We start from the raw sequence: 21386 nt of genomic DNA, 5'->3' as shown, positions 1-21386 counted from the left end.
GGCCCCGGCGCCCGGCCTCCACGCGCCGCCCTGGGGGCCCGGCTCCCCCCCCCCCCCGCGGGGGGGGTTGAAATTTACGCCCCCCCCCCCGCGGGGGGGGCGCCCCCCCCCCCCCCCCCCCCCCCGCCACCGGCATGTCCGCTTACGTTTCTTCCCGCTGCGAATAGCCGGACGAACGACGGCTGCCGTCAAGGGAGATCGGGGGTGTACTCATGCGGATCGGACTGCTGACGGAGGGTGGCTACCCGTACGCCACGGGTGAGTCCGGACTCTGGTGCGACCGGCTCGTGCGCGGGCTCGCCCCGCACGAGTTCGACCTCTACGCCCTGAGCCGCACCGCCCGCGAGGAGGCCGGCGGCCACGTCGTCCTGCCACCGCACGTGCGCCGTGTCCGGACCGCCCCGCTGTGGGCGCCCGAGGACGACGGCCGCACCCACGGGAGGCGCGACCGCCGCCGGTTCGCCGGTCACTTCCGGTCGCTCGCGCACGGCATCTGCGCCGAGCCGGATGCCTCCGGACCCGAGGCGACCGGCATCGCGGCCCCCGGCGGCGTCCTGTCCGGCGCGCTCCCGCAGGCGGCGGAGGACTTCGCCGAAGGGCTCTACGGACTGGCCGAGCTCGCCCGCGAGCGCGGCGGACTGCACGCCGCCCTCCGCTCCGAACTCGCCGTCCGCACCCTCGAATCGGCCTGCCGGGCGCCCGGCGTGCGCAGGGGCGTGTCCGCCGCGACCGTCCCCGACTACCTGGCCTTCGTCGACCAGCTCGAGCGGGCCCTGCGCCCTCTGTCGCTCGACTGGTACGGCGACGACGCGCTCGGCGCCGCAGACCTCTGCCACGCCGCCTCCGGCGGATCCGCGGCCCTGCCCGGCCTGCTGGCCAAACGCTTCTTCGGCACCCCGCTCCTCGTCACCGAGTACGGCGTCCAGCTGCGCGCCCACTACCTCTCGGCAGGCGACGCGCCCCTCTCCGCCCCCGTCCGCGCCCTGCTCGCCGCCTTCCAGGGCAGCCTGGCCGGCGAGGTCTACCGGCAGGCCGCGCTGCTCACCCCCGGCAACACCCACGCCCGCCGCTGGCAGGAGCGGTGCGGGGCCGACCGCGCCAGGATCCGCACGGTCTACCCGGGCATGGAGTCCGCGCGCTTCACCGAGGTCGGCGAGGACGAGGAGAGCGGCGACCCGGCCACGCTCGTCTGGGTCGGCCGCGTCGAGCCCGCCAAGGACCTCATCGCGCTGCTCCACGCCTTCGCCGAGGTCCGCAAGGCCCAGCCCGAGGTCCGGCTCCGGATCATCGCCGCCCCCGTGCGCGAGCCCGGCGCCGAGACCTACCTCGCGCACTGCCGCTCGCTCGCGGCCCAGCTCTTCCCCGACGAGGCGGCCGGCGCGCACGACGTCGGCGAGAACCCGGTCACCTTCGAGGAGATCGGGGGGCCGGAGGCGCCCACCCTGGCCGACGCCTACGCGGCCGGCGCGGTCGTCGTCCTCTCCAGCGTCGTCGAGGGCTTCCCGATCAGTCTCGTCGAGGCGATGTTCTGCGCCCGCGCGACCGTCTCGACGGACGTCGGGGCCGTGGTCGAGGTCATCGGCGGCACCGGGCTCGTCGTCCCCCCGCGCAATCCACGGGCGCTCGCCGACTCCTGTCTGGCCCTGCTGCGCGACCCGGAGCGCCGCTACCGGCTCGGCGCCGCCGCCCGCGCCCGCGCGCTCGAACTCTTCACGGTCGAACAGAACATCGCGGCATTTCGCGGCATCTACCTGGAACTCCTCTCCCGCTCCCCGGTCCGCCGCCGCGCCGCCGACGGCATCCCCTTCGGACACCCGGCCGAGTCCCACGTCCCCGGCATCCTGGCGGGCCGGCCGGTGAGCGCGGCAGGCCGGGCGGGAGACCCCGATGCCTGAAGGAGGCACCCCCATGCGCGGCTCCGCTGCCCCCACGAGCCCCGGCCCCTGGAACACCCGCTCCGAGGCCCTTCTGGCGGCCCAGGCCCTGACCGCCGGGCAGGCGACGGACGCGGAGCACCCCGAACCGGCGGACACCGCCCCCGCACAGGAGACCGGCCGGCCCCGCCCGCCGGCGGACACCGCCCACGACACCCCGCAGACCACGCCCGCCCGGCCCGTGCGCCGCGGGCCCGCCGACCCGGTCAGGGCGCTGATGCACCGTCACCGGGACCTGTGCGAACGGGCCGTGGACGCCCTGGAGATCGCGGCCGAACTCGAGGTCCACGGGGTCACCGACCGGACCGCCGCCCGATTCCGCCACCGGGACGTCTTCTCGCTCGCCGAGGAGCTGTACGCACGCGTGCCGCGCGGCACCGGAGCAGCCGCGCGCCCCGCGCCCGAGGACGGCGCCGGTACCGGGTGGGCGGGCTGGGCGACGGCCGCCGTCGCGCCCGGGGCCGTCGCCGCCCTCGCGGGCACCGGACTCGCCTTCACCGAAGGGTCCGTGCGCCTCGCCGTCGGCGTGGCCGGAGCCCTCGGCCTGACCGTCGCGCTCGCCCTCGCCGTCCGGCGAGGCCCGCTGCGCACCGCCGGCCGCGGCGTCCCCGCCGCCCGCGTCTGGACGCTCTGGCTCCTCGCGTACGCGCTCGGCGGGGACGGCCTGCTCGGCGAACTGCTCACCGGCGGACCCGACGGCGGCTGGGCGCTCACCCCCGGTCCGGTCCTCGGACTCGCCCTCTCCGTCGCCCCCGGCGCCTGGTGCGCTCATCTCTTCGCCACCCGGGCCCGCCGCCGGCTCGCCGCCAGCCGGGGCCTGGAGGACTTCGCCGCCGGCACCCGCCCGCTGCTCCTCGCCACCGTCGCCCTGCACACCGCCGTCCTCGCCGGCCTGCTCGCCCTGACCGGCTTCGCCCCCGGCGCCCTCGCCCTCGGCGCCCTGCTGCTCGTCGCCCGGCTCCTCGCCGCCCACGGCTTCGCCCGGACCGCAGCCGACGCCCTCGCCGGCGTCTGCGCGGCCCAGGCGCTCGCCCTCGCCACCGTCCTTGCCGCCCGGCTCCCCGGCTGCGACCTCCTCGCGGCACCGGTCCGCACCCTGGTCGACACCTGGGGCCCCGGAGCCGTACCCGCCGTGATCTGCGGCGCCGCCGCCCTCGGCCTCCTGGCCCATGCCACCGCCGCCCTCTCCCGGGCCTCGGCCCACGCGCGGGTCCCGGCCCACGACACCCCCTGACCCCCCGGCACACCCGCGGAGCCGACGCCTCGGGCGTGCCCACACGCAGGACCCATTCCAAGGAGACGAAAAGGACATGACCTCCCCATCCACCGCACCGGCCGGTCGGCACGAAGGGGCCGCACGATGAGGGTGCTGCTGCTCGGAGCCAACGGATTCATCGGCCGCTACGTCGCCGACCGCCTGCTCGCCGACCCGGCCGTGCACCTCACCGCCCTCGGGCGGGGTGACGACGCCGACGTACGGTTCGACCTCGCGGGCGGCAGCCCCGGGGCGCTGACCCGGTTCCTGGACGCCGTCCACCCGGGCGTCGTGGTGAACTGCGCGGGCGCCACCCGCGGCGGCGCCCGCGAGCTGACCCGGCACAACACCGTCGCCGTCGCCACGGTCTGCGAGGCCCTGCGCCGCAGCGGCTGCGGCGCCCGCCTGGTCCAGGTCGGCTGCGCGTCCGAGTACGGGCCCTCCCAGCCGGGGTCCTCCACCGCCGAGGACGCCGTGCCCCGCCCCGGCGGCCCGTACGGCGTGTCCAAGCTCGCCGCGACCGAACTCGTCCTCGGATCCGGCCTCGACGCCGTGGTGCTGCGGGTGTTCTCGCCGGTGGGTCCGGGCACCCCCGCCGGCTCCCCGCTCGGCCGCCTCGCCGAGGCCATGCGCCGTGCCATCCAGGCCGGCGACGGCGAGCTCAAGCTCGGCGGCCTCGGTGTGCAGCGCGACTTCGTGGACGTGCGCGACGTGGCCCGAGCCGTCCACGCGGCCTCGCTCTCCGCGGCCCAGGGCGTCGTGAACATCGGCACCGGACGCGCGGTCAAACTCCGCGACGCCGCCGCCGTCCTCGCCCGGGTCGCGGGATACGCCGGGACCCTGCACGAGCTCGACGGTCCGCCGCAGCGGCCGGTCATCGGCGCCCCGCGCACCGAGACCATCGCCGAGCAGCTGGCCGCGGCCCCCTTCCCGTACCCCGACGGCTGCGGCAGCTGGCAGCAGGCCGACGTCCGCACCGCCCGCGACCGGCTCGGCTGGCGGCCCCGGATCAACCTCGAGGAGTCCCTCGCCGACATCTGGATGGAGGCGGCGTGTCGCATCTGACCACGAGTACGAGTACCAGCGGTGCCGTGCGGGCGATGGGGTTCGGCGTCCCGGGCTACGCCCACCCGCTGCTCGCCCCCGTCGAGTGGGCCGAGCTGACCCGGCCCGGCACCCCGCTGCACTGGGCGGTCCTCAACGTCGCCGACGGGCCGGGCGACCGGCCGGACCCGCACTGCCTGGAGGCCGCCGGCCGGCTCCGCAACGCCGGGGTCAGGGTCCTCGGGCACCTCGACCTGCGCCACGGCTCCCGGGACTTCGGCGAGATCGTCTCGGACGCCCACCGCTTCCTGGACTGGTACAAGGTCGACGGCTACTACCTCGACCGCTGTCCCACGGACCGGGTCGACCTGCCCGAGGTGCGGCGCGTCACGGCCACCCTGGAGGCGGTCCTCGACGGCGAGGCGCACCTCGTCCTCGGCCACGGCACCCATCCGTACGCGGGCTACGCCGAGGCCGCCGACCAGGTGGTCACCTTCTCCGGACCGTGGACGGACTACCGCTGGTCGCAGGTGGCGGAGTGGACCGCCGACCACCCGCCGGAGAAGTTCGTGCACCTCGTCCACGGGGTCCCGCGCAGTCACCTGGAGGAGGCGATGCGGATCGCGCGCTGGCAAGGGGCGGGGACGATCTTCTTCACCGACCACGGTGACCGCTCCGGACAAACCGATCCATTCCAAACGCTGCCCGGCTACTGGGACGAAATCGTCTCGCGCATTGGACCGGGTGTCTCGGAATGAGAAGGGGCGTGGCAGTGTTACGGGGAGAACAACCGTACTGACATACCGACCAACGGAGCCCCCGTGTCGCTGCCACCCCTGGTCGAGCCGGCTTCCGAGCTCACCGTAGACGAGGTCCGCAGGTACTCCCGCCACCTGATCATCCCGGATGTCGGGATGGACGGACAGAAGCGCCTGAAGAACGCCAAGGTGCTCTGTGTGGGCGCCGGCGGTCTCGGTTCGCCGGCCCTGATGTACCTGGCCGCGGCCGGTGTGGGCACGCTCGGCATCGTGGAGTTCGACGAGGTCGACGAGTCGAACCTGCAGCGCCAGATCATCCACAGCCAGGCGGACATCGGCCGCTCGAAGGCCGAGTCCGCCAAGGACTCGGTCCTCGGCATCAACCCGTACGTGAACGTGATCCTCCACGAAGAGCGGCTCGAGGCCGAGAACGTGATGGAGATCTTCGGTCAGTACGACCTGATCGTCGACGGCACGGACAACTTCGCCACGCGCTACCTGGTCAACGACGCCTGCGTGCTGCTGAACAAGCCGTACGTCTGGGGCTCGATCTACCGCTTCGACGGTCAGGCGTCCGTCTTCTGGTCCGAGTACGGCCCCTGCTACCGCTGCCTCTACCCGGAGCCCCCGCCGCCGGGCATGGTCCCGTCCTGCGCCGAGGGCGGCGTCCTGGGCGTGCTCTGCGCGTCCATCGGCTCCATCCAGGTCACCGAGGCGATCAAGGTCCTGGCGGGCGTGGGCGACCCGCTGGTCGGCCGGCTGATGATCTACGACGCCCTGGAGATGCAGTACCGCCAGGTCAAGGTCCGCAAGGACCCCGACTGCGCGGTCTGCGGCGAGAACCCCACCGTCACCGAACTCATCGACTACGAGGCCTTCTGCGGCGTCGTGTCGGAGGAGGCGCAGGAGGCGGCGCTCGGCTCCACGATCACTCCGCGGCAGCTCAAGGAGTGGATCGACACGGACGAGAAGATCGAGATCATCGACGTCCGCGAGCAGAACGAGTACGAGATCGTCTCGATCCCGGGCGCGAAGCTGATCCCCAAGAACGAGTTCCTGATGGGCAACGCCCTCCAGGACCTGCCGCAGGACCGTCGGATCGTCCTGCACTGCAAGACGGGTGTCCGCAGTGCGGAAGTCCTCGCCGTGCTCAAGTCCGCCGGATTCGCGGACGCGGTGCACGTCGGCGGCGGCGTGATCGGCTGGGTCAACCAGATCGAGCCCGAGAAGCCGATCTACTAGACGGCCGCCCGCGGGAGTCCGCGGCAACGGCGCACCGGCGAGGGCCCGGACCTGGGAACAGGTCCGGGCCCTCGGCCGTGCGCGGCCCGCGGCCTCAGCCGCAGGTGGTGCCGTAGGCCGGGACCTTGCCGTCCAGCAGGTAGGCGTCGACCATCTGCGTCACACAGGCGGACTCGCCGTACGCGCCGTGGCCCTCGCCCTTGTTGGTGACCAGGATGCCGACGCCGGGGCCCAGCGCCTTCGCCATCCGCTCGGCGCCCTCGTACGGGGTGGCGGGGTCGCCGGTGGTGCCGACGACCAGGATCGGGCCCGCGCCCGGCGCGCTCGCCCCGGGGGTCGCCGACTCGCCGGCCACCGGCCAGTTCGCGCACCAGCCGGCCGTGTCCCAGGCCAGGAAGGCGCCGAAGACGGGCGACAGTGCGCGGAACTCCGGCACCAGGGCCTTCGCCTGGGCGGCCGTGGGGCGCGTCGAGGAGTCGGCGCAGGAGATCGCCCGCTGGGAATGGGACTGCGTGCTGTAGTGCCCGGTCGCGTCACGGTCGTTGTACGAGTCCGCGAGGCTGAGCAGCTCCGCGCCGTTGCCGTTCTCCGCCTCGCGCAGGGCCGAGGTGAGCAGGGGCCAGTTGCCCTGCCCGTACAGGGTCACGGCGATGCCGGTGAGCGCCAGACCCTCGGTCAGCCTCCGCTCTCCGACCGGCAGCGGGTCGCGGTCCAGCCTGCCCAGCAGCCGCACGATGCGGTCGGTGCCGGACTTCGGGTCGGCGTCGGTGCTCTTCAGGTAGTTGTCCAGGGCCCGCTGGAAGCCGATGGTCTGGTTGCGGGCGTGCCCGACGGAGTCCGCGGTCGGGTCGACGACGGCGTCGAGGACCGTGCGCCCGACCGACTTCGGGAACAGGTGGGCGTACACGCCGCCGAGTTCGGTGCCGTAGGAGATGCCGAAGTAGTGGAGCTTGTCGTCACCGAGCACCCGGCGCACGAGGTCCATGTCGCGGGCGGTGTTCGTGGTCGTGGTGTGCGGGATGACCTTGCCGGAGCGGCGGGCGCAGCCCGCGCCGAAGTCGGCGCCGTCCTTCAGGTACGCGGCCTCCTCGGCCGGGGTGTCGGGCGTCAGGTCGACCCGGGCCTCGGCGGCGGCCAGTTCCTCGTCGTCCCGGCACACGACACCGGCGCTGCGCTGCACCCCGCGCGGGTCGAAGCCGACCAGGTCGTAGCGGCGGTTGAGGGAGCCGTACTCCGCGGCCGCCCGGGGCAGGATGTCGACGCCGGACGCGCCGGGCCCGCCGAAGTCGAAGAGCAGTGACCCGATCCGCTCGCCCTTGTCCAGGGCCTCCTTGCGGATCAGCGCGACCGGGATCGTCTCCCCGTCGGGCTCGGCGTAGTCGAGGGGCACCCGGACACTCGCGCAGCGCCATGCCGAGCCGGGGCTCTCGCCGCCCCGCGGCGCCTCGCACCGCTTCCAGTCCGGACGCTGGGAGACGAGGGCCTGCGGCAGTCCGGAGTCGTCCGGCGCCTTGGCGTCGCCGCGCGACGGGGTCGCGGGGGCCGGGCCGGCCGGGTCGGTGCCGGCGGAGCAGCCGGCGACGAGCAGTGCGGCGGCGGCGAACGCCGCCGCCCGTATCCGTATCGACATGTGTGACGAGACCCCCCGCATTCCGGACCGGACCGTCATCCTAGGGGGCGGCTCGTGGGTCACTGCGGGCTCGTGTGCCCCTCCCGTCACTTGCAGCGGGTTCCGGAGGCCGGCACCTTCCCCTCCAGGAAGTACGCGTCGACCGCGTTCTGCACGCACTTGCTGCCGCTGTTGTAGGCGCCGTGGCCCTCGCCCTCGTACGTCAGCTCCACGCCCACGCCGTCGCCGAGCGCCTCCACCATCGCCTTCGTCCCCTCGTACGGGGTCGCGGGGTCGCCGGTGGTGCCGACCACCAGGATCGGGGCGGCGCCGGGCGCCGAGACGTCCGGGTGCTCCCAGGTGCCGGGCACCGGCCACTGCGAGCAGCTCGACAGGGCCCAGCCCATGTAGTCGCCGAACACCGCGGACGCCTCCCGGAACTCCGGGAGCCGCTCCTTGGCCTGACCCAGCGTGAAGCGCTCCTTGAAGTCCACGCAGTTGATGGCCGCGTTCGCCGCCTGGATGTTGCTGTAACTGCCGTTCTGGTCACGGCCGTTCATGGAGTCGGACAGAGCGAGCAGCAGCGCTCCGTCGCCGCCGTCGGCCGCGTCCAGACCCTGCTCCAGGTACTGCCAGTACTCCTTGGAGTACAGCGCCTGCGCGATGCCGTTGGTGGCCTGCGTCTGGGTCAGCTTGCGGTCGCCGATGCCGGGGATCGGCTTCTTGTCGAGCTCGGCGAGCAGGCCGACGATGAACGCCTCGATCTCCGCGACCGTCGAGCCCGGCAGCGAGCAGGCGTCGCCGCGGTCCACGCAGTCCTTCGCGAAGTTGTCGAGCGCGAGCTGGAACCCCCGCGCCTGGCCCAGCGCTCCCTCCTCGGTGCCGGCGTCGGGGTCGACGACGGCGTCGAACAGGGCGCGGCCCACGTTCTTCGGGAACAGGTGGGCGTACACGCCGCCGAGTTCGGTGCCGTAGGAGATGCCGAAGTAGTGGAGCTTGTCGTCACCGAGGACCTGGCGCATCAGGTCCATGTCGCGGGCGGCGTTCTCGGTGCCGACGCGGGGGAGCATCGGGCCCGACTCGTTCTCGCAGCCGTTCGCGTACTTCTTCTGCGCCGTGGACAGGGTCCGCTCCTCGGCGAGGTCGTCGGGCGTGAAGTCCAGGGCGTAGTAGGCGTCCAGCTCCTTGTCGGTCGCGCACTCGACGCCCTCGCTGCGGCCCACGCCGCGGGGGTCGAAGGAGACCAGGTCGTAGCGCGAGCGGAGCTTCTCGTAGTCGCCCGCGAAGGCGGGCAGCCCGGTGACACCGGAGCCGCCGGGGCCGCCGAAGTTGTAGACGAGGGAGCCGATCCGCCGGTTCTGGTCGCGGGCCCGGGCCCGGATCAGGGCGAGCTCGATCGTCTCGCCGTCGGGCTCGCTGTAGTCGAGCGGCGCCTTCATGAACGCGCACTCCCAGGGCGTGCCGCCGGGCAGCGGCGAGGGGGCGGGGCCGCCGCCCTCGGCGGGGGAGGGAGGCGGGCACGGCGCCCATTCCAGCTTCTGCGAGGCGAGTCCGGCCAGTCCGGCGGAGCCGGAGGGCGGGGCCGGTTCGGAGGCCGAGTCGCCGCTGTCCGAACATCCGGCGGCGAGCAGCACGGTGGTCGCGGTGAGCAGGGCGGCGCGCTGCGCGGCGGAGATCGGCATAGAGCCATGGTGGGCCGTGCGCAGGGCCCCCGCGCGGGCGAGTGGGCCACGCGGGTGGCACGCCCCGCCGCGGCGTCCGGGGGCGCGTACGGCCCCCGGACGCCCCCTAGGGCGTGTGGCGAAAGTCCCTCCCCCTGGGCTTCGCCCGGGAGGTGCCCCCAGCTCGCGGCGCCTGGCACGCACTCCCCCGTAGCCCTTCGGGCACGGGAGGGGCCCCCACGCCGCGTTGCCGGGATCGCCCGAGTACGCCCAGTACGAGGGCGACCCTCCGCCTTGCGATGCACGGCACCGGACACCGCGAGCCCGACCGGCGCTACTTTGAGGACAGGCCCTAGAGGTCGCCCCGCTTGGTCAGCCAGTTGAAGCAGAGCCAGCCCGGCAGGACCGGGAGCCACAGCGTCAGGAGGCGGTAGAGCAGCACCGCCGGGGTGGCGACCTCCAGCGGGAGGCCGACCGCGAGGAGGCCGCCGATCAGCGCGCCCTCGACCGCGCCGACGCCGCCCGGGGTCGGCGCCGCCGAGCCCAGCGCGTTGCCCGCGAGGAAGACGACGGCCACGCTCGCGTAGCTGAGGCCTTCGCTGTCGTGCCCGAACGCGCGGATCGAGGCGTCGAGGCAGAGCACGAAGACGCCGGTCAGCAGGAGCATGCCGCCGATGCCGGTGACCAGCTTCATGGGCCGCTGGAGCACGTCCAGCATGCGCGGCACCACGCCGGCGAACAGGGAGCGCACCCGGGTGGAGACGAACTTCCGCATGAACGGGATCGCGGTCACCACGAGAACCAGCACCGCCACGGTCAGCAGACCGGCGATGACCGTCCTCGACGGGGTGAAGGACGGCGACTTCTCGGTCCCCGTCAGGTAGCCGAACAGCAGCAGCAGCAGGATGTGCGAGCCGAGGCCGAACAGCTGGGAGGCGCCGACGCTCGCCACCGCCAGCCCGGGCCGTACGCCCGAGCGCTGGAGGAAGCGGGTGTTCAGCGCGACGCCGCCGACGGCCGCCGGGGCGACGATCTTCACGAACGATCCGGCCACCTGGGCCGCCACGGTCCGCCAGAAGCCGACGCGCTCCGGCACGAAGCCGAGCAGGCTCATCGCCGCCGCCACGTAGCTCAGAGCGGAGAACAGCACGGCCGCGGCGACCCACCTCCAGTCGGCCTGGCTGACCGTGGAGAGCGGGGTGCGGGCGATCTGCGAGAGCAGGAAGTAGGCGGCCACGGCGCCGGCGATCAGGCTGACGAGCGTGCGCGGCTTGATCCGCTCCAGGCGGACCGGCTCCACCGGCGCCTGCGGGCGGATCAGCAGGACCTGCTGGCGGATCTGCGCCAGCAGGTCCTCCTCGCGCGCCTCGTCGCGTGCCTCGTCCAGGGCCCGCTTCTCGGCCTGCTTCTCCGCCTTCTCGATCTTCCGGTCGGACTTGCGGTCCGCCTTGGTGTCCGTCGGGTGGCCGGCGGCCTCGGCCCGGGCCTGCTTCGCGGCCTCCGAGGCTTCGAGGACGGCCTCGCGCTCCCGCTGCGAGCGCTCCCGTGCCTGCCTGCGCAGCGTCGCCCGGGTCGAGCGGCTCAGCGCGATCGGCTGGAGGAGCGGGAGGCAGTCGGCGATCGGGTCCGGACCGAGGATCTCCACGGCCGCCGCGACCACCCGCTCGGCGCCCACCCGCAGGCCGAGGGTGGTCAGGAGCTGGGCGATGTCCATCCTCAGCACGAGATCGCCGGCGGCGATCTCGCCGCCGCGCAGATCGGTCAGGATCACGTTGCCGGAACGATCCACCAGGATCGCGTCGCCCGCGAGTCTGCGGTGCGCGATGCGGCGCGACTGGAGCGCCCGTACCTGGCGCCAGGCGCTGCGCACTAGGTCGTCGGTGATCTCCGAGTCGTCCAGCGAGTCCACGGTGCGGCCGCCCAGGTGCTCGTAGACGAGCATCACGGCGTCCGGGCCGAGCTCGGAGGTGGCGATCAGCTTCGGGGCGTTGGCGCCGGCGGCGATCGCCGCGTACGCGAGCAGGGCCTCCTGTTCGAGCGCCTGGCGCAGCGAGACGATCGAGCGGCGGGTGGTGATGGCGCGCAGGGTGAGCCGGCGCCAGGCGCGGTAGAAGAAGCCGTGCGCCTGCTGCTCCCGGTCGACGACGGTGACGTCGAGCGGTGGTCCGTCCTCCAGGGTGACGATGTACCGGCGTCCGCGGTCACCGCTGTCGGCCGAGTCCGGTACGCCCTCCGCCCGCAGGGCGGAGACCGGACGGAAGCCCACTCTGCGCAGACCGGCGAGGAGGGTCTGGCCGGTGGGCCGGACGTTGGGGGAGCCGACCGCGTACAGCGTCCCGTACGCGACGGTCCAGCCGATCAGCACGGTCAGGATGATCGAGAGGGCGGTGGTGTAACCGGCCACCAGCATCGTGAACGCGTCGAGCAGCAGCACCATCCACAGGATCACCCGCCAGCGGGGTCTGCGGGCCATGCCGACGGCCGTCATGTAGGCGATGACGGGGGCGAGGTAGTTGTGCACCGGGTCGGTGAGCCCGCCCCCGGACTGCGGCTGGGTGAGGGCGTCCTGGATGGTGCCGGGGGCGGCCTTGGCGACCCACAGGTCGATGGCGAGGGTCACGCCGTGGGCGAGGACGGCGGCGAGGACGCCGTCGGCGATCCGGAGGCCGTCCCGTTTGATCAGGCGCTCGATGGCGAAGGCGACGGGTACGAGCAGCACGGCGATGCTGGAGACCAGACCGGCGATCTTGACGAAGACGTCGGGGGCGCCGCCGGCGCCCTTGTTGATGTCCTGCTCCAGGCCGGAGGTGGTGCCGTGGGCGAAGGCGGCGATACCGATGACGACCGCGATCGCGAGGAGACCCACCAGGAGCCGCATCAGGTCGGAGGGCCGGTGGACGCGGGCGGCGAGCAGCGGCTCGTCGCCGGACACCCGCTCGGGTTCGGGTGTGCCGGGCACGCCGGGGTGAGCCTCCTCCCCAGGAGGCCGAGCGTCGTGCCCCATCACCATGTCCGTCTCTGCCTGTGCCACTCGCGTCGCTTGTCTGTCTTCTCTGTTTAGTCCGTCTTGGTGTTCTTGTCGCTCTTGATCTCGTATCACCAGTCACCGCCCGGACGATGGTGGCACGAAGCGGCGCCTCACGGAGGCATCAGGGGGTTGTCGGTGGGGTGAGGCAGGATGGGGCGGATGAGCGTCGAGGAGCTTCCGGAGTACGCGGAACGGGTCCTGGAGGTCGCCGAGCTGATCCCGCCGGGCCGGGTGATGACCTACGGTGACGTGGCCGAATGGCTGGGTGAGGGCGGTCCGCGCCAGGTCGGCCGGGTGATGGCCCTCTACGGCGGGGCGGTGCCGTGGTGGCGCGTGGTGCGCGCCGACGGGGCCCTGCTGCCGGGCCACGAACTGAGCGCCCTCGGCCACTACCGCGAGGAGAACACCCCGCTCCGCGAGGCGGGACGCAGCGCCGAGGGGCACATGCCGAAGCTCGACATGCGCCGGGCACGGTGGGATGGCGGAGCTCACACCTGACAGCTTCGGCCATGGGGGGACCGGGCGGGCGCTGTGCCGACCGTACGGAGTGCGCGTCGGGCGCCGCCCTCTTCCCGTAACGTCGACGTCCGTCCCGCACACCGTGCCCCGGCACCCGCACCGCACACTCCTCCAGGACCGGCGATCCACGTGAGCACCTCCTCCACCACCCGACGTACGCGACGGGGCCCCGGCGCGTACCGACTGGTGCGTACCGCGCCGGTTCCGGTGGATCCCCCTGTGCTGGACGCAGCACAACGGGAAGTGGTTGACCACGCGGGCGGACCGCTGCTCGTCCTGGCCGGACCCGGCACCGGCAAGACGACGACGCTGGTCGAGGCGGTGGCGGCGCGGATCGAGAAGGGGGCGGACCCGGAACGGATCCTCGTCCTCACCTTCAGCCGCAAGGCCGCCGTGGAGCTGCGCGACCGGATGGCCGCGCGCCTCGGCGGCGTACGCCCGCCGCAGGCGACGACCTTCCACTCCTACTGCTACGCCCTGATCCGCGCGCACCAGGACGCCGAGCTGTTCGCCGAGCCCCTGCGGCTGCTGTCCGGACCCGAGCAGGACCTGGCCGTCCGGGAGCTGCTCGCCGGCCAGATCGACCTGGAGCGCTCGGGCCTCGGCCGGGTCCGGTGGCCCGACGAACTGCGGGCCTGCCTGACCACGCGCGGCTTCGCCGACGAGGTGCGCGCCGTGCTGGCCCGCTCGCGCGAGCTCGGCCTCGGGCCGCGGGCGCTGGCCGACTTCGCCCAGCGGGTGGGCCGGCCCGACTGGAAGGCGGCGGCCGGGTTCCTGGCCGAGTACCTGGACGTCCTGGACCTCCAGGGCGTGCTCGACTACACGGAACTGGTGCACCGCGCGGTGCTGCTCTCCGAGAGCGTGACGCTGCCCGCGTACGACGCGGTCTTCGTCGACGAGTACCAGGACACCGACCCGGCGCAGGTGCGCCTGCTGCGGGCGCTGGCCGGCGCGGGACGCACGGTGGTCGCGTTCGGAGACCCCGACCAGTCGATCTACGCGTTCCGGGGCGCCGACGTCAACGGCATCCTCGACTTCCCCGACGCCTTCCCGCACGGCGACGGACGGCCGGCCGACGTCCGGGTCCTGACGGCCTCCCGCCGCTCGGGCGCCGGTCTGCTGCAGGCCACCCGGCTGCTCACCCAGCGCATGCCGCTGCCGCGCCTGCCCGCCGACAAGGTGCGCGCCCACCGCGAGCTCGCGCCCCTGCGGGGCGGCGGCTCGGTGGAGACGTACACCTACCCCACGGCCTCCACCGAACTCGACAACATCGCCGACCTGCTGCGCCGCGCCCACCTGGAGGACGGCGTGCCCTGGCACGCCATGGCCGTCCTGGTCCGCTCCGGCACGCCGATCCCGGTGCTGCGCCGGGCCCTCACCTCCGCGGGCGTCCCCCTGGAGACGGACTCCGCCGACACCCCGCTCCGGCACGAGCCGGCGGTGGCGCCGCTCCTGCTGGCCCTGCGGGCGGCGGCGACGCCGCCCGACGGGGAGCCGGGGGCGGGGGAGGCGGCGGCCGGGTCGGGCGGCGCGGAGGACGCCGTGGAGCCGGGCACGTCGGCCGGCCTGCCCGGCTACGACGCCGATCCGCCCACCACCGGCGTGTCCGGCGACGACGCTGATGTGCCGGCCGACGGCATCGGGGTGTCCGGCGACGACACCGGTGACTCCTCCGGCTGGCTCGACACCGAGACCGCCCTCGCCCTGCTCGCCTCGCCCCTCGCCGGGATGGACCCCGCCGACCTGCGCCGCCTCGGCCGGGCCCTGCGGGACGAGGAGCGGGCCGGCGGGAACAAGGTGCCGCCCGCCTCCGACGTCCTGCTCACCCGGGCCCTCGCCGAGCCCGAGCGGCTCGTCGCCCACGACCAGTCCTTCGCCCGCGGCGCCCGCCGGCTCGGTGAGCTGCTCCGCCGCACCCGTGCCCGGCTCGCCGCCGGCGGCACCGCCGAGGAAGCGCTCTGGCTGCTCTGGGACGGCACCCCCTGGCCCGGCCGCCTGGAGCGCGCGGCCCTGCGCGGCGGCGCCGCCGGCCGCAACGCGGACCGTGACCTCGACGCGGTCTGCGCCCTCTTCGAGAGCGCCGCCCGCGCCGAGGACCGGGTCGGCGGCCGGGGCGTCCTCAACTTCCTCGAAGAGCTCGACGCCCAGGACATCGCCGCCGACACCCTCTCCAAGCGCCAGGCCGCCCCCGACGCCGTCCGCCTCATGACCGCCCACCGTTCCAAGGGCCTCGAATGGAGCCTGGTCGTCGTCTGCGGTGTCCAGGAGGGCCTCTGGCCCGACCTGCGCCGACGCGGTTCGCTTCTCGAGGCCGACCGCATCGGCCGCGACGGCCTCGCCGAACCCCTCACCCCCGGCGCCCTCCTCGCCGAGGAGCGCCGCCTCTTCTACGTCGCCGCCACCCGGGCCCGCGACCGCCTCGTCGTCACCGCCGTCAAGGCACCGGCCGACGACGGCGACCAGCCCTCCCGCTTCCTGACCGAACTCGGCGCCGAGCCCAGGGACGTCACCGGCCGACCCCGCCGTCCCCTCGCCGTGGCCGCGCTCGTCGCCGAACTCCGGGCGACCACCGTCGACCCGGAGGCCTCGGACGCGCTGCGCGAGGCCGCCGCCCGGCGCCTCGCCCGGCTCGCCGCACTCACCGACGACGAGGGCCAGCCGCTCGTCCCCGCCGCCCACCCGGACCGCTGGTGGGGTCTGTACGAGCCCACCCACAGCAAGGTGCCCCTCCGCGACCGCGACCGCCCCGTCGCCCTCTCCGGCTCGGCCCTCGACCAGCTCGCCAACACCTGTGCCCTGCAGTGGTTCCTGGGCCGCGAGGTCAAGGCCGACACCCCCGCGACCGCCGCCCAGGGCTTCGGCAACGTCGTCCACGTCCTGGCCGACGAGGTCGCCTCCGGCCGGACCCCGGCCGACCTCGACGTGCTCATGGCCCGCCTGGACTCCGTCTGGGACGCCCTCGCCTTCGACGCCCCCTGGAAGTCCTCGCAGGAGAAGGAGCACGCGCGCGTGGCGCTCGAACGCTTCCTGCGCTGGCACGTCATGGACCGCGGCGGTCGGACGCCCGCCGCCACCGAGCACGACTTCGACGTGACCCTCGAAGCCGGGGCGTACGAGGTCCGCATCCGCGGCTCCATGGACCGCGTCGAGGCCGACGAGCACGGCCGCGCCTACGTCGTCGACTTCAAGACCGGCAAGTCCGCGCCCACCAGGGACGAGGTCGCCCACCACCCCCAGCTGGCCGTCTACCAGCTGGCGGTGCGGGAGGGCGCCCTGGACGAGGCGTTCGACGGCCACCGCCCCGAGCCGGGAGGCGCCGAGCTCGTCCAGCTGCGCCAGCCCGCGCCCAAGAAGGAGGGTGGGGAGGCGCTCCCCAAGGTCCAGGCGCAGGAGCCGCTCGCGGGGGAGTGGGTCGGCGACCTGCTGGCCACCGCGGCGGGCCGGGTCCTGGACGAGCGCTTCACCCCCAGCACCGGCCAGCACTGCGCCCAGTGCACCTTCCGCGCCTCGTGCAGCGCGCAGCCGGAGGGCCGCCACATCGTGGAGTGACCCGGCACCGTGGCCGGGGAGCCGCGGATCTCCGAGCGCTCCCGGTGGGCCGGGGGAACCCGGGCGGCCGGTCCGATCCCCTCCCGGTGGGCCGTGCGACCTCCGGCGGCCGGTCCGTGCGGTCGCGTGAGCAGGCCCCCGGGGTCACCCTGGTGGTCGGGGGCAGGCGCGAGGAGGCCCGCATGGCCACCCATCGAAAGCTCCGGATCGCGACGGCGCTCTGCACGGCCGTACTGGCCGGCGCGGGCCCGGCGGGCTGGGCCGCCGCGGCCTCCCCGGCCGGTCCGGCGCAGCCCGCCTTCGCGCCGGCCGCCGTCGCCGCTTCCGCCACCGTGGGGCTCGCGGATCTCGCCCCCAGCCCCTCGCCCGATCCCTTCGCGGGCCTGACCGCCGACCGGATCGCCGACCGGGCCGTCGCCGCCACCCAGTCCGCGACCTCGCTGCGGATGACCGGACGCGTCGTGACGGAGGGGCAGCCGCTGGACGTCGACTTCGCCGTCAACGACCACAAGGAGTGCACGGGCAAGCTCCGGATCGGCGGTGGCGGCGCCGAGCTCCGGCAGGTCGACGGCGTCACGTACATGAAGGGTGACGAGAAGTTCTGGCGCACCTCCATGACCTCCCAGGGCCTGCCCGAGCCCCAGATCGACGCCACCATCGAGCTCATCCAGGGCCGCTGGCTGAAGATCACGCCCGGCCAGGCGGGCAGCGGCGAACTCGGCGGCGTCTGCGACCTCAAGGCCCTGCTCGCGGACCTGGACAAGGACGAGGCCGACCGCCGCGGAATGACCCGGGGGCCGGACGCCGAGGTGGCCGGCACGCCCGTCGCCACCCTGGTGAAGAAGCGGCCCACGGGCGAGACGACCACGGTGTCCGTCTCCCAGGTGGGCAAGCCCCACATCCTCAAGATCGTCAAGACCGGCGGAGAGGAGCCCGGGACGATGGTCCTGTCCGCCTACGACAAGCCCGTGAAGGTCGTGGTGCCCCCGGAGGACGAGACGGTCGACCTCACCAAGCTGGACCCCGGTACGAGCGTCTGACCACACAGGGCGCGACCGCCGGGACCGGCGGCGGACGCGCGACGGGCACCACCTCTCCGGCGCCGGGCGGTCGGAGCTGTCGGTGGTCCCCGTTAGCCTCTTTGGGGTGACCGCACGCATCACCGACCCCGAGCAGCTCAAGGAGCTCCTCGGCATCCCGTTCACCCCGGAGCAGACGGCCTGCATCATCGCGCCGCCCGCCCCGCAGGTCATCGTGGCCGGAGCCGGCTCCGGCAAGACGACGGTGATGGCCGCCCGGGTGGTCTGGCTGGTCGGCACGGGCCAGGTCGCCCCCGAACAGGTCCTCGGTCTGACCTTCACCAACAAGGCCGCGGGCGAGCTCGCGGAACGCGTCCGCACCGCGCTCGTACGGGCCGGGGTCACCGACCCGGACGTCATCGACCCCGACAACCCGCCGGGCGAGCCCCGCATCTCCACGTACCACGCCTTCGCCGGGCAACTGCTGACCGACCACGGCCTGCGCATCGGCCTGGAGCCCACCTCCCGCCTGCTGGCCGACGCCACCCGCTACCAGCTCGCCGCACGCGTCCTGCGCGAGGCGCCCGGCCCGTACCCCGCGCTGACCCGGTCCTTCCCGAACCTCGTCAGCGACCTGCTGGCGCTCGACGCCGAACTCGCCGAGCACCTCGTCCGCCCCACCGACCTGGCGGCCCACGACACGGAGCTGCTCGCCGTGCTGGCCGGCGCCAAGCTCACCAACGCCGACCTGCGCAAGGTGCCCGAGACCGCCTCCGGGCGTCGCGAGCTGCTCGACCTCGTCGTCCGCTACCGCGCGGCCAAACGCTCCCGCGACCTCCTCGACTTCGGCGACCAGATCGCCCTGTCCGCCGAGCTCGCCACCACCCGGCCCGAGGTCGGCGCGATCCTGCGGGACGAGTTCCGGGTCGTGCTCCTCGACGAGTACCAGGACACCTCGGTGGCCCAGCGGCTGCTGCTCTCCGGCCTGTTCGGCCAGGGCACCGGCCACGCCGTCACCGCGGTCGGCGACCCCTGCCAGGCGATCTACGGCTGGCGCGGCGCCTCCGTCGCCAACCTCGACGACTTCCCCGACCACTTCCCGTACCGAGACGGCAGCCCCGCCACCCGGTACGCCCTCTCCGAGAACCGGCGCAGCGGCGGCCGGCTCCTCGACCTCGCCAACGGGCTCGCCGCGCCCCTGCGGGCCATGCACGAGGGTGTGGAGGCCCTGCGCCCCGCGCCGGGCGCGGAGCGCGACGGCATGGTCCGCGTCGCCCTGCTCCCCACCCACGCCGAGGAGATCGACTGGCTCGCCGACTCCCTCGCCCACCTCGTCCGCACCGGCAAGGAGCCGGGCGAGATCGCCGTGCTGTGCCGGACGGCCACCGACTTCCCGGCGATCCAGGCCGCGCTCGTCGCCCGCGACGTGCCGGTCGAGGTCGTCGGGCTCTCCGGACTCCTGCACCTGCCCGAGGTGGCCGACCTGGTCGCCGTCTGCGAGGTCCTCCAGGACCCCGGCGCCAACGCCTCCCTGGTGCGGCTCCTGACCGGCCCCCGCTGGCGCATCGGCCCCCGTGACCTGGCCCTCCTCGGCCGCCGTGCCCGCCTCCTCGTGCACCGCGAGCGGGGCATCGACGGAGCCGACGCCGACGAGCGGCTCGCGGCGGCGGTCGAGGGCGTCGATCCGGCCGAGGTCGTCTCGCTCGCCGACGCGCTCGACACCTTCCTGGAGTCCGGTGGGGAGGACGACGGCCTGCCGTTCTCCGCCGACGCCCGGGTCCGCTTCGCCCGCCTGGCCACGGAACTGCGCGCGCTGCGCTCCTCGCTCGCCGACCCGCTCATGGACGTCCTGCACCGGGTGCTCGCGGCCACCGGCCTGGAGGTCGAGCTCTCCGCCTCGCCGCACGCCCTGGCCGCCCGCCGCCGCGAGACCCTGTCCCACTTCCTCGACATCGCGGCCGGCTTCGCGTCCCTGGACGGCGAGGCGACCCTGCTGGCGTTCCTCGGCTTCCTGCGCACCGCCGCGCAGTACGAGAAGGGCCTCGACAACGCCCTCCCGGGCGGCGAGAACACGGTGAAGGTCCTGACCGCGCACAAGTCCAAGGGCCTGGAGTGGGACGTGGTCGCGGTACCGGGCCTGGTCGCCTCCCAGTTCCCCAGCACCCGGGCCCGCGAGGCGTGGACCTCGCAGCCCCAGGTACTGCCGCACGCCCTGCGCGGCGACGCCCCCACGCTGCCGGCGGTCGACGGCTGGGACGCCAAGGCCCTCGCGTCGTTCAAGGACGCCATGCGGGAGCACCAGCACACCGAGGAACTCCGCCTCGGCTACGTGACCTTCACCCGCCCCCGCTCCCTGCTGCTCGGCTCGGCCCACTGGTGGGGCCCGGCGCAGAAGAAGCCCCGCGGGCCCTCCGCGTTCCTCGGGGCGCTGTACGACCACTGCGCGGCCGGCTTCGGCGAGATCGAGGCGTGGGCGGACGAACCGGAGAAGGACGCCGGGAACCCCTCGCTCAGCGGGCGCCGTCCCGACGAGGCGTGGCCGCTCCCGCTGGACCCCGACGGCATGCTGCGCCGCCGCAGGGCCGCGGAGCAGGTCCTCGCGGCCCTGCGGGAGGACGAGTCGCTCCGGGACGACCCGGCCGCCGGTTCCGCCGGGCCCTTCCCCGCCGCGGCCGGCGCCGTCGACGACGCTCCCTGGCCCGAGGAGGAGCCCTGGCCGCAGGACGAGCCCTGGCCGTGCGAGGAGGCGTGGAACGACGAGGAGGCGTGGCCGGACGACGCGTGGTCCGACCCCGCGGACGAGTCGGGCGAGGGCACCGGGGCCGCGCCCGCCGGGTCCCCTGCCGAGGCCCCGGCGGCCGTACCCGCCGACGCCTCCGCCGGACCGCCGTCCGGCGACCCCGACGGCGGTCCCGGCCGTCACGGGAGCCGGGTACCGGCGCCCCGGGACCCGGCGCGCGACCCCGACGGCACCCGGGCGACGGCGGAGACCCGTGGCCTGACCCCCGAGGAGGCCCGCACGCTCGCCTCCTGGGACCGCGACCTGGACTCCCTCACCACCGAGCTCCGCCGTGCCCGCGCCACCACCCGCGACGTCGTCCTGCCCGCCTACCTCTCGGCCTCCCAGGTCCTCCGCCTCGCCGCCGACCCCGACGGCTTCGCCCAGGACCTGGCCCGGCCCATGCCCCGCCCGCCGCAGCCCGCCGCCCGGCGCGGCACCCGGTTCCACGCCTGGGTCGAGTCCCGGTTCGAGGAACTGCCCCTGCCCATGCTCGGCCCCGACGAGCTCCCCGGCGGCGAGGACTTCGCCGGCGAACCCGAGATCGCCGACGAGCGCGACCTCGACGCCCTCAAGGACGCCTTCGCGCTCACCCCGTACGCCCACCGCACCCCGTACCGCGTCGAGGTCCCCGTCCACCTGTCCCTCGCCGGCCGTGTCGTCCGCGGCCGGATCGACGCGGTCTACCGGGACCCGGAGACCGGCGCGTACGAGATCGTCGACTGGAAGACCAGTCACCAGCGCACCGCCGACCCGCTCCAGCTCGCCCTCTACCGGCTCGCCTGGGCCGAGCAGCACGGCCTGTCCGCCGACGAGGTGGCCGCCTGCTTCGTCTACGTGCGGACCGGGGACGTCGTACGCCCCGCCCGTCTCCCGGACCGCGCCGAGCTGGAGGAGATCCTGCTGGGAACGGCGCCCGAGGAGCCCCCGGACGGCGCCGTCCGGCTCTGAGGGCCCCGGACGGACCCCCGCCCGAGGCCGGATAGGCT

12 protein-coding genes are annotated in these 21386 nt (G+C 74.6%); 9 read left to right on the top strand and 3 right to left on the bottom strand.

Features of this window, described 5'->3' with window-relative positions; genetic code table 11:
* Nucleotides 1–212 precede the first annotated feature (212 nt).
* From ACGFZF_RS27060 to moeZ, 5 genes are all read left to right on the top strand, one after another.
* Complete coding sequence (locus ACGFZF_RS27060) at nt 213–1895, top strand: DUF3492 domain-containing protein (protein ID WP_393558213.1); 1683 nt, start codon at nt 213–215, stop codon at nt 1893–1895.
* Between the two features lie 13 nt (nt 1896–1908).
* Nucleotides 1909–3168, top strand: coding sequence for a hypothetical protein (locus tag ACGFZF_RS27055; protein WP_393558211.1), 1260 nt, complete (start codon nt 1909–1911; stop codon nt 3166–3168).
* A 126-nt stretch (nt 3169–3294) separates the two neighbouring features.
* Nucleotides 3295–4254, top strand: a complete 960-nt coding sequence (locus ACGFZF_RS27050; RefSeq protein ID WP_393558209.1) for an NAD-dependent epimerase/dehydratase family protein — start codon at nt 3295–3297, stop codon at nt 4252–4254.
* Complete coding sequence (locus ACGFZF_RS27045; RefSeq protein WP_393558207.1) at nt 4242–4991, top strand: spherulation-specific family 4 protein; 750 nt, start codon at nt 4242–4244, stop codon at nt 4989–4991. Before ACGFZF_RS27050 ends, ACGFZF_RS27045 begins: the two co-directional genes overlap by 13 nt.
* A 63-nt stretch (nt 4992–5054) precedes the next feature.
* Nucleotides 5055–6233 carry an adenylyltransferase/sulfurtransferase MoeZ gene (gene moeZ, locus ACGFZF_RS27040; protein ID WP_393558205.1) on the top strand — a complete coding sequence of 393 codons (1179 nt, stop codon included), beginning with the start codon at nt 5055–5057 and terminating at the stop codon, nt 6231–6233.
* A gap of 94 nt (nt 6234–6327) precedes the next feature.
* Here moeZ and ACGFZF_RS27035 read toward each other — a convergent pair whose 3' ends face one another.
* From ACGFZF_RS27035 to ACGFZF_RS27025, 3 genes are all read right to left on the bottom strand, one after another.
* On the bottom strand, nt 6328–7863 hold the full coding sequence (locus ACGFZF_RS27035) for an alpha/beta hydrolase (protein ID WP_393558203.1): 1536 nt from the start codon (nt 7861–7863) through the stop codon (nt 6328–6330).
* A gap of 86 nt (nt 7864–7949) precedes the next feature.
* Nucleotides 7950–9524: an alpha/beta fold hydrolase gene (locus ACGFZF_RS27030; protein WP_356778850.1), complete on the bottom strand. Its 1575-nt coding sequence runs from the start codon at nt 9522–9524 to the stop codon at nt 7950–7952.
* A gap of 331 nt (nt 9525–9855) precedes the next feature.
* Nucleotides 9856–12513, bottom strand: a complete 2658-nt coding sequence (locus tag ACGFZF_RS27025; RefSeq protein WP_393558384.1) for a lysylphosphatidylglycerol synthase domain-containing protein — start codon at nt 12511–12513, stop codon at nt 9856–9858.
* A 168-nt stretch (nt 12514–12681) separates the two neighbouring features.
* Between ACGFZF_RS27025 and ACGFZF_RS27020 the strand changes: the two genes are divergently transcribed.
* The 4 genes from ACGFZF_RS27020 (at nt 12682) to ACGFZF_RS27005 (ending at nt 21348) form a co-directional block, all read left to right on the top strand.
* A complete protein-coding gene (locus tag ACGFZF_RS27020) occupies nt 12682–13029 on the top strand; it encodes an MGMT family protein (protein ID WP_393558201.1) in 348 nt (115 codons plus the stop codon).
* A gap of 150 nt (nt 13030–13179) precedes the next feature.
* Complete coding sequence (locus tag ACGFZF_RS27015) at nt 13180–16599, top strand: ATP-dependent helicase (protein ID WP_393558199.1); 3420 nt, start codon at nt 13180–13182, stop codon at nt 16597–16599.
* 182 nt (nt 16600–16781) lie between these two features.
* Nucleotides 16782–17639, top strand: coding sequence for a hypothetical protein (locus ACGFZF_RS27010; protein WP_393558197.1), 858 nt, complete (start codon nt 16782–16784; stop codon nt 17637–17639).
* A 106-nt stretch (nt 17640–17745) separates the two neighbouring features.
* Nucleotides 17746–21348 (top strand): UvrD-helicase domain-containing protein, encoded by a 3603-nt coding sequence (locus tag ACGFZF_RS27005; RefSeq protein ID WP_393558195.1) that lies wholly within the window; start codon nt 17746–17748, stop codon nt 21346–21348.
* Nucleotides 21349–21386: the final 38 nt, after the last annotated feature.

Source organism: Streptomyces sp. NPDC048338, assembly GCF_043201055.1.
In the GTDB taxonomy this organism is placed as follows: domain Bacteria; phylum Actinomycetota; class Actinomycetes; order Streptomycetales; family Streptomycetaceae; genus Streptomyces.
This window is presented reverse-complemented; position numbering and strand designations above follow the sequence as displayed.

Coding starts and splice junctions, on each gene's coding strand:
- ACGFZF_RS27060 (WP_393558213.1), top strand. CDS start 213: ATGCGGATCGGACTGCTGACGGAGGGTGGCTACCCGTACGCCACGGGT.
- ACGFZF_RS27055 (WP_393558211.1), top strand. CDS start 1,909: ATGCGCGGCTCCGCTGCCCCCACGAGCCCCGGCCCCTGGAACACCCGC.
- ACGFZF_RS27050 (WP_393558209.1), top strand. CDS start 3,295: ATGAGGGTGCTGCTGCTCGGAGCCAACGGATTCATCGGCCGCTACGTC.
- ACGFZF_RS27035 (WP_393558203.1), bottom strand. CDS start 7,863: ATGTCGATACGGATACGGGCGGCGGCGTTCGCCGCCGCCGCACTGCTC.
- ACGFZF_RS27030 (WP_356778850.1), bottom strand. CDS start 9,524: ATGCCGATCTCCGCCGCGCAGCGCGCCGCCCTGCTCACCGCGACCACC.
- ACGFZF_RS27025 (WP_393558384.1), bottom strand. CDS start 12,513: ATGGTGATGGGGCACGACGCTCGGCCTCCTGGGGAGGAGGCTCACCCC.
- ACGFZF_RS27020 (WP_393558201.1), top strand. CDS start 12,682: ATGGGGCGGATGAGCGTCGAGGAGCTTCCGGAGTACGCGGAACGGGTC.
- ACGFZF_RS27010 (WP_393558197.1), top strand. CDS start 16,782: ATGGCCACCCATCGAAAGCTCCGGATCGCGACGGCGCTCTGCACGGCC.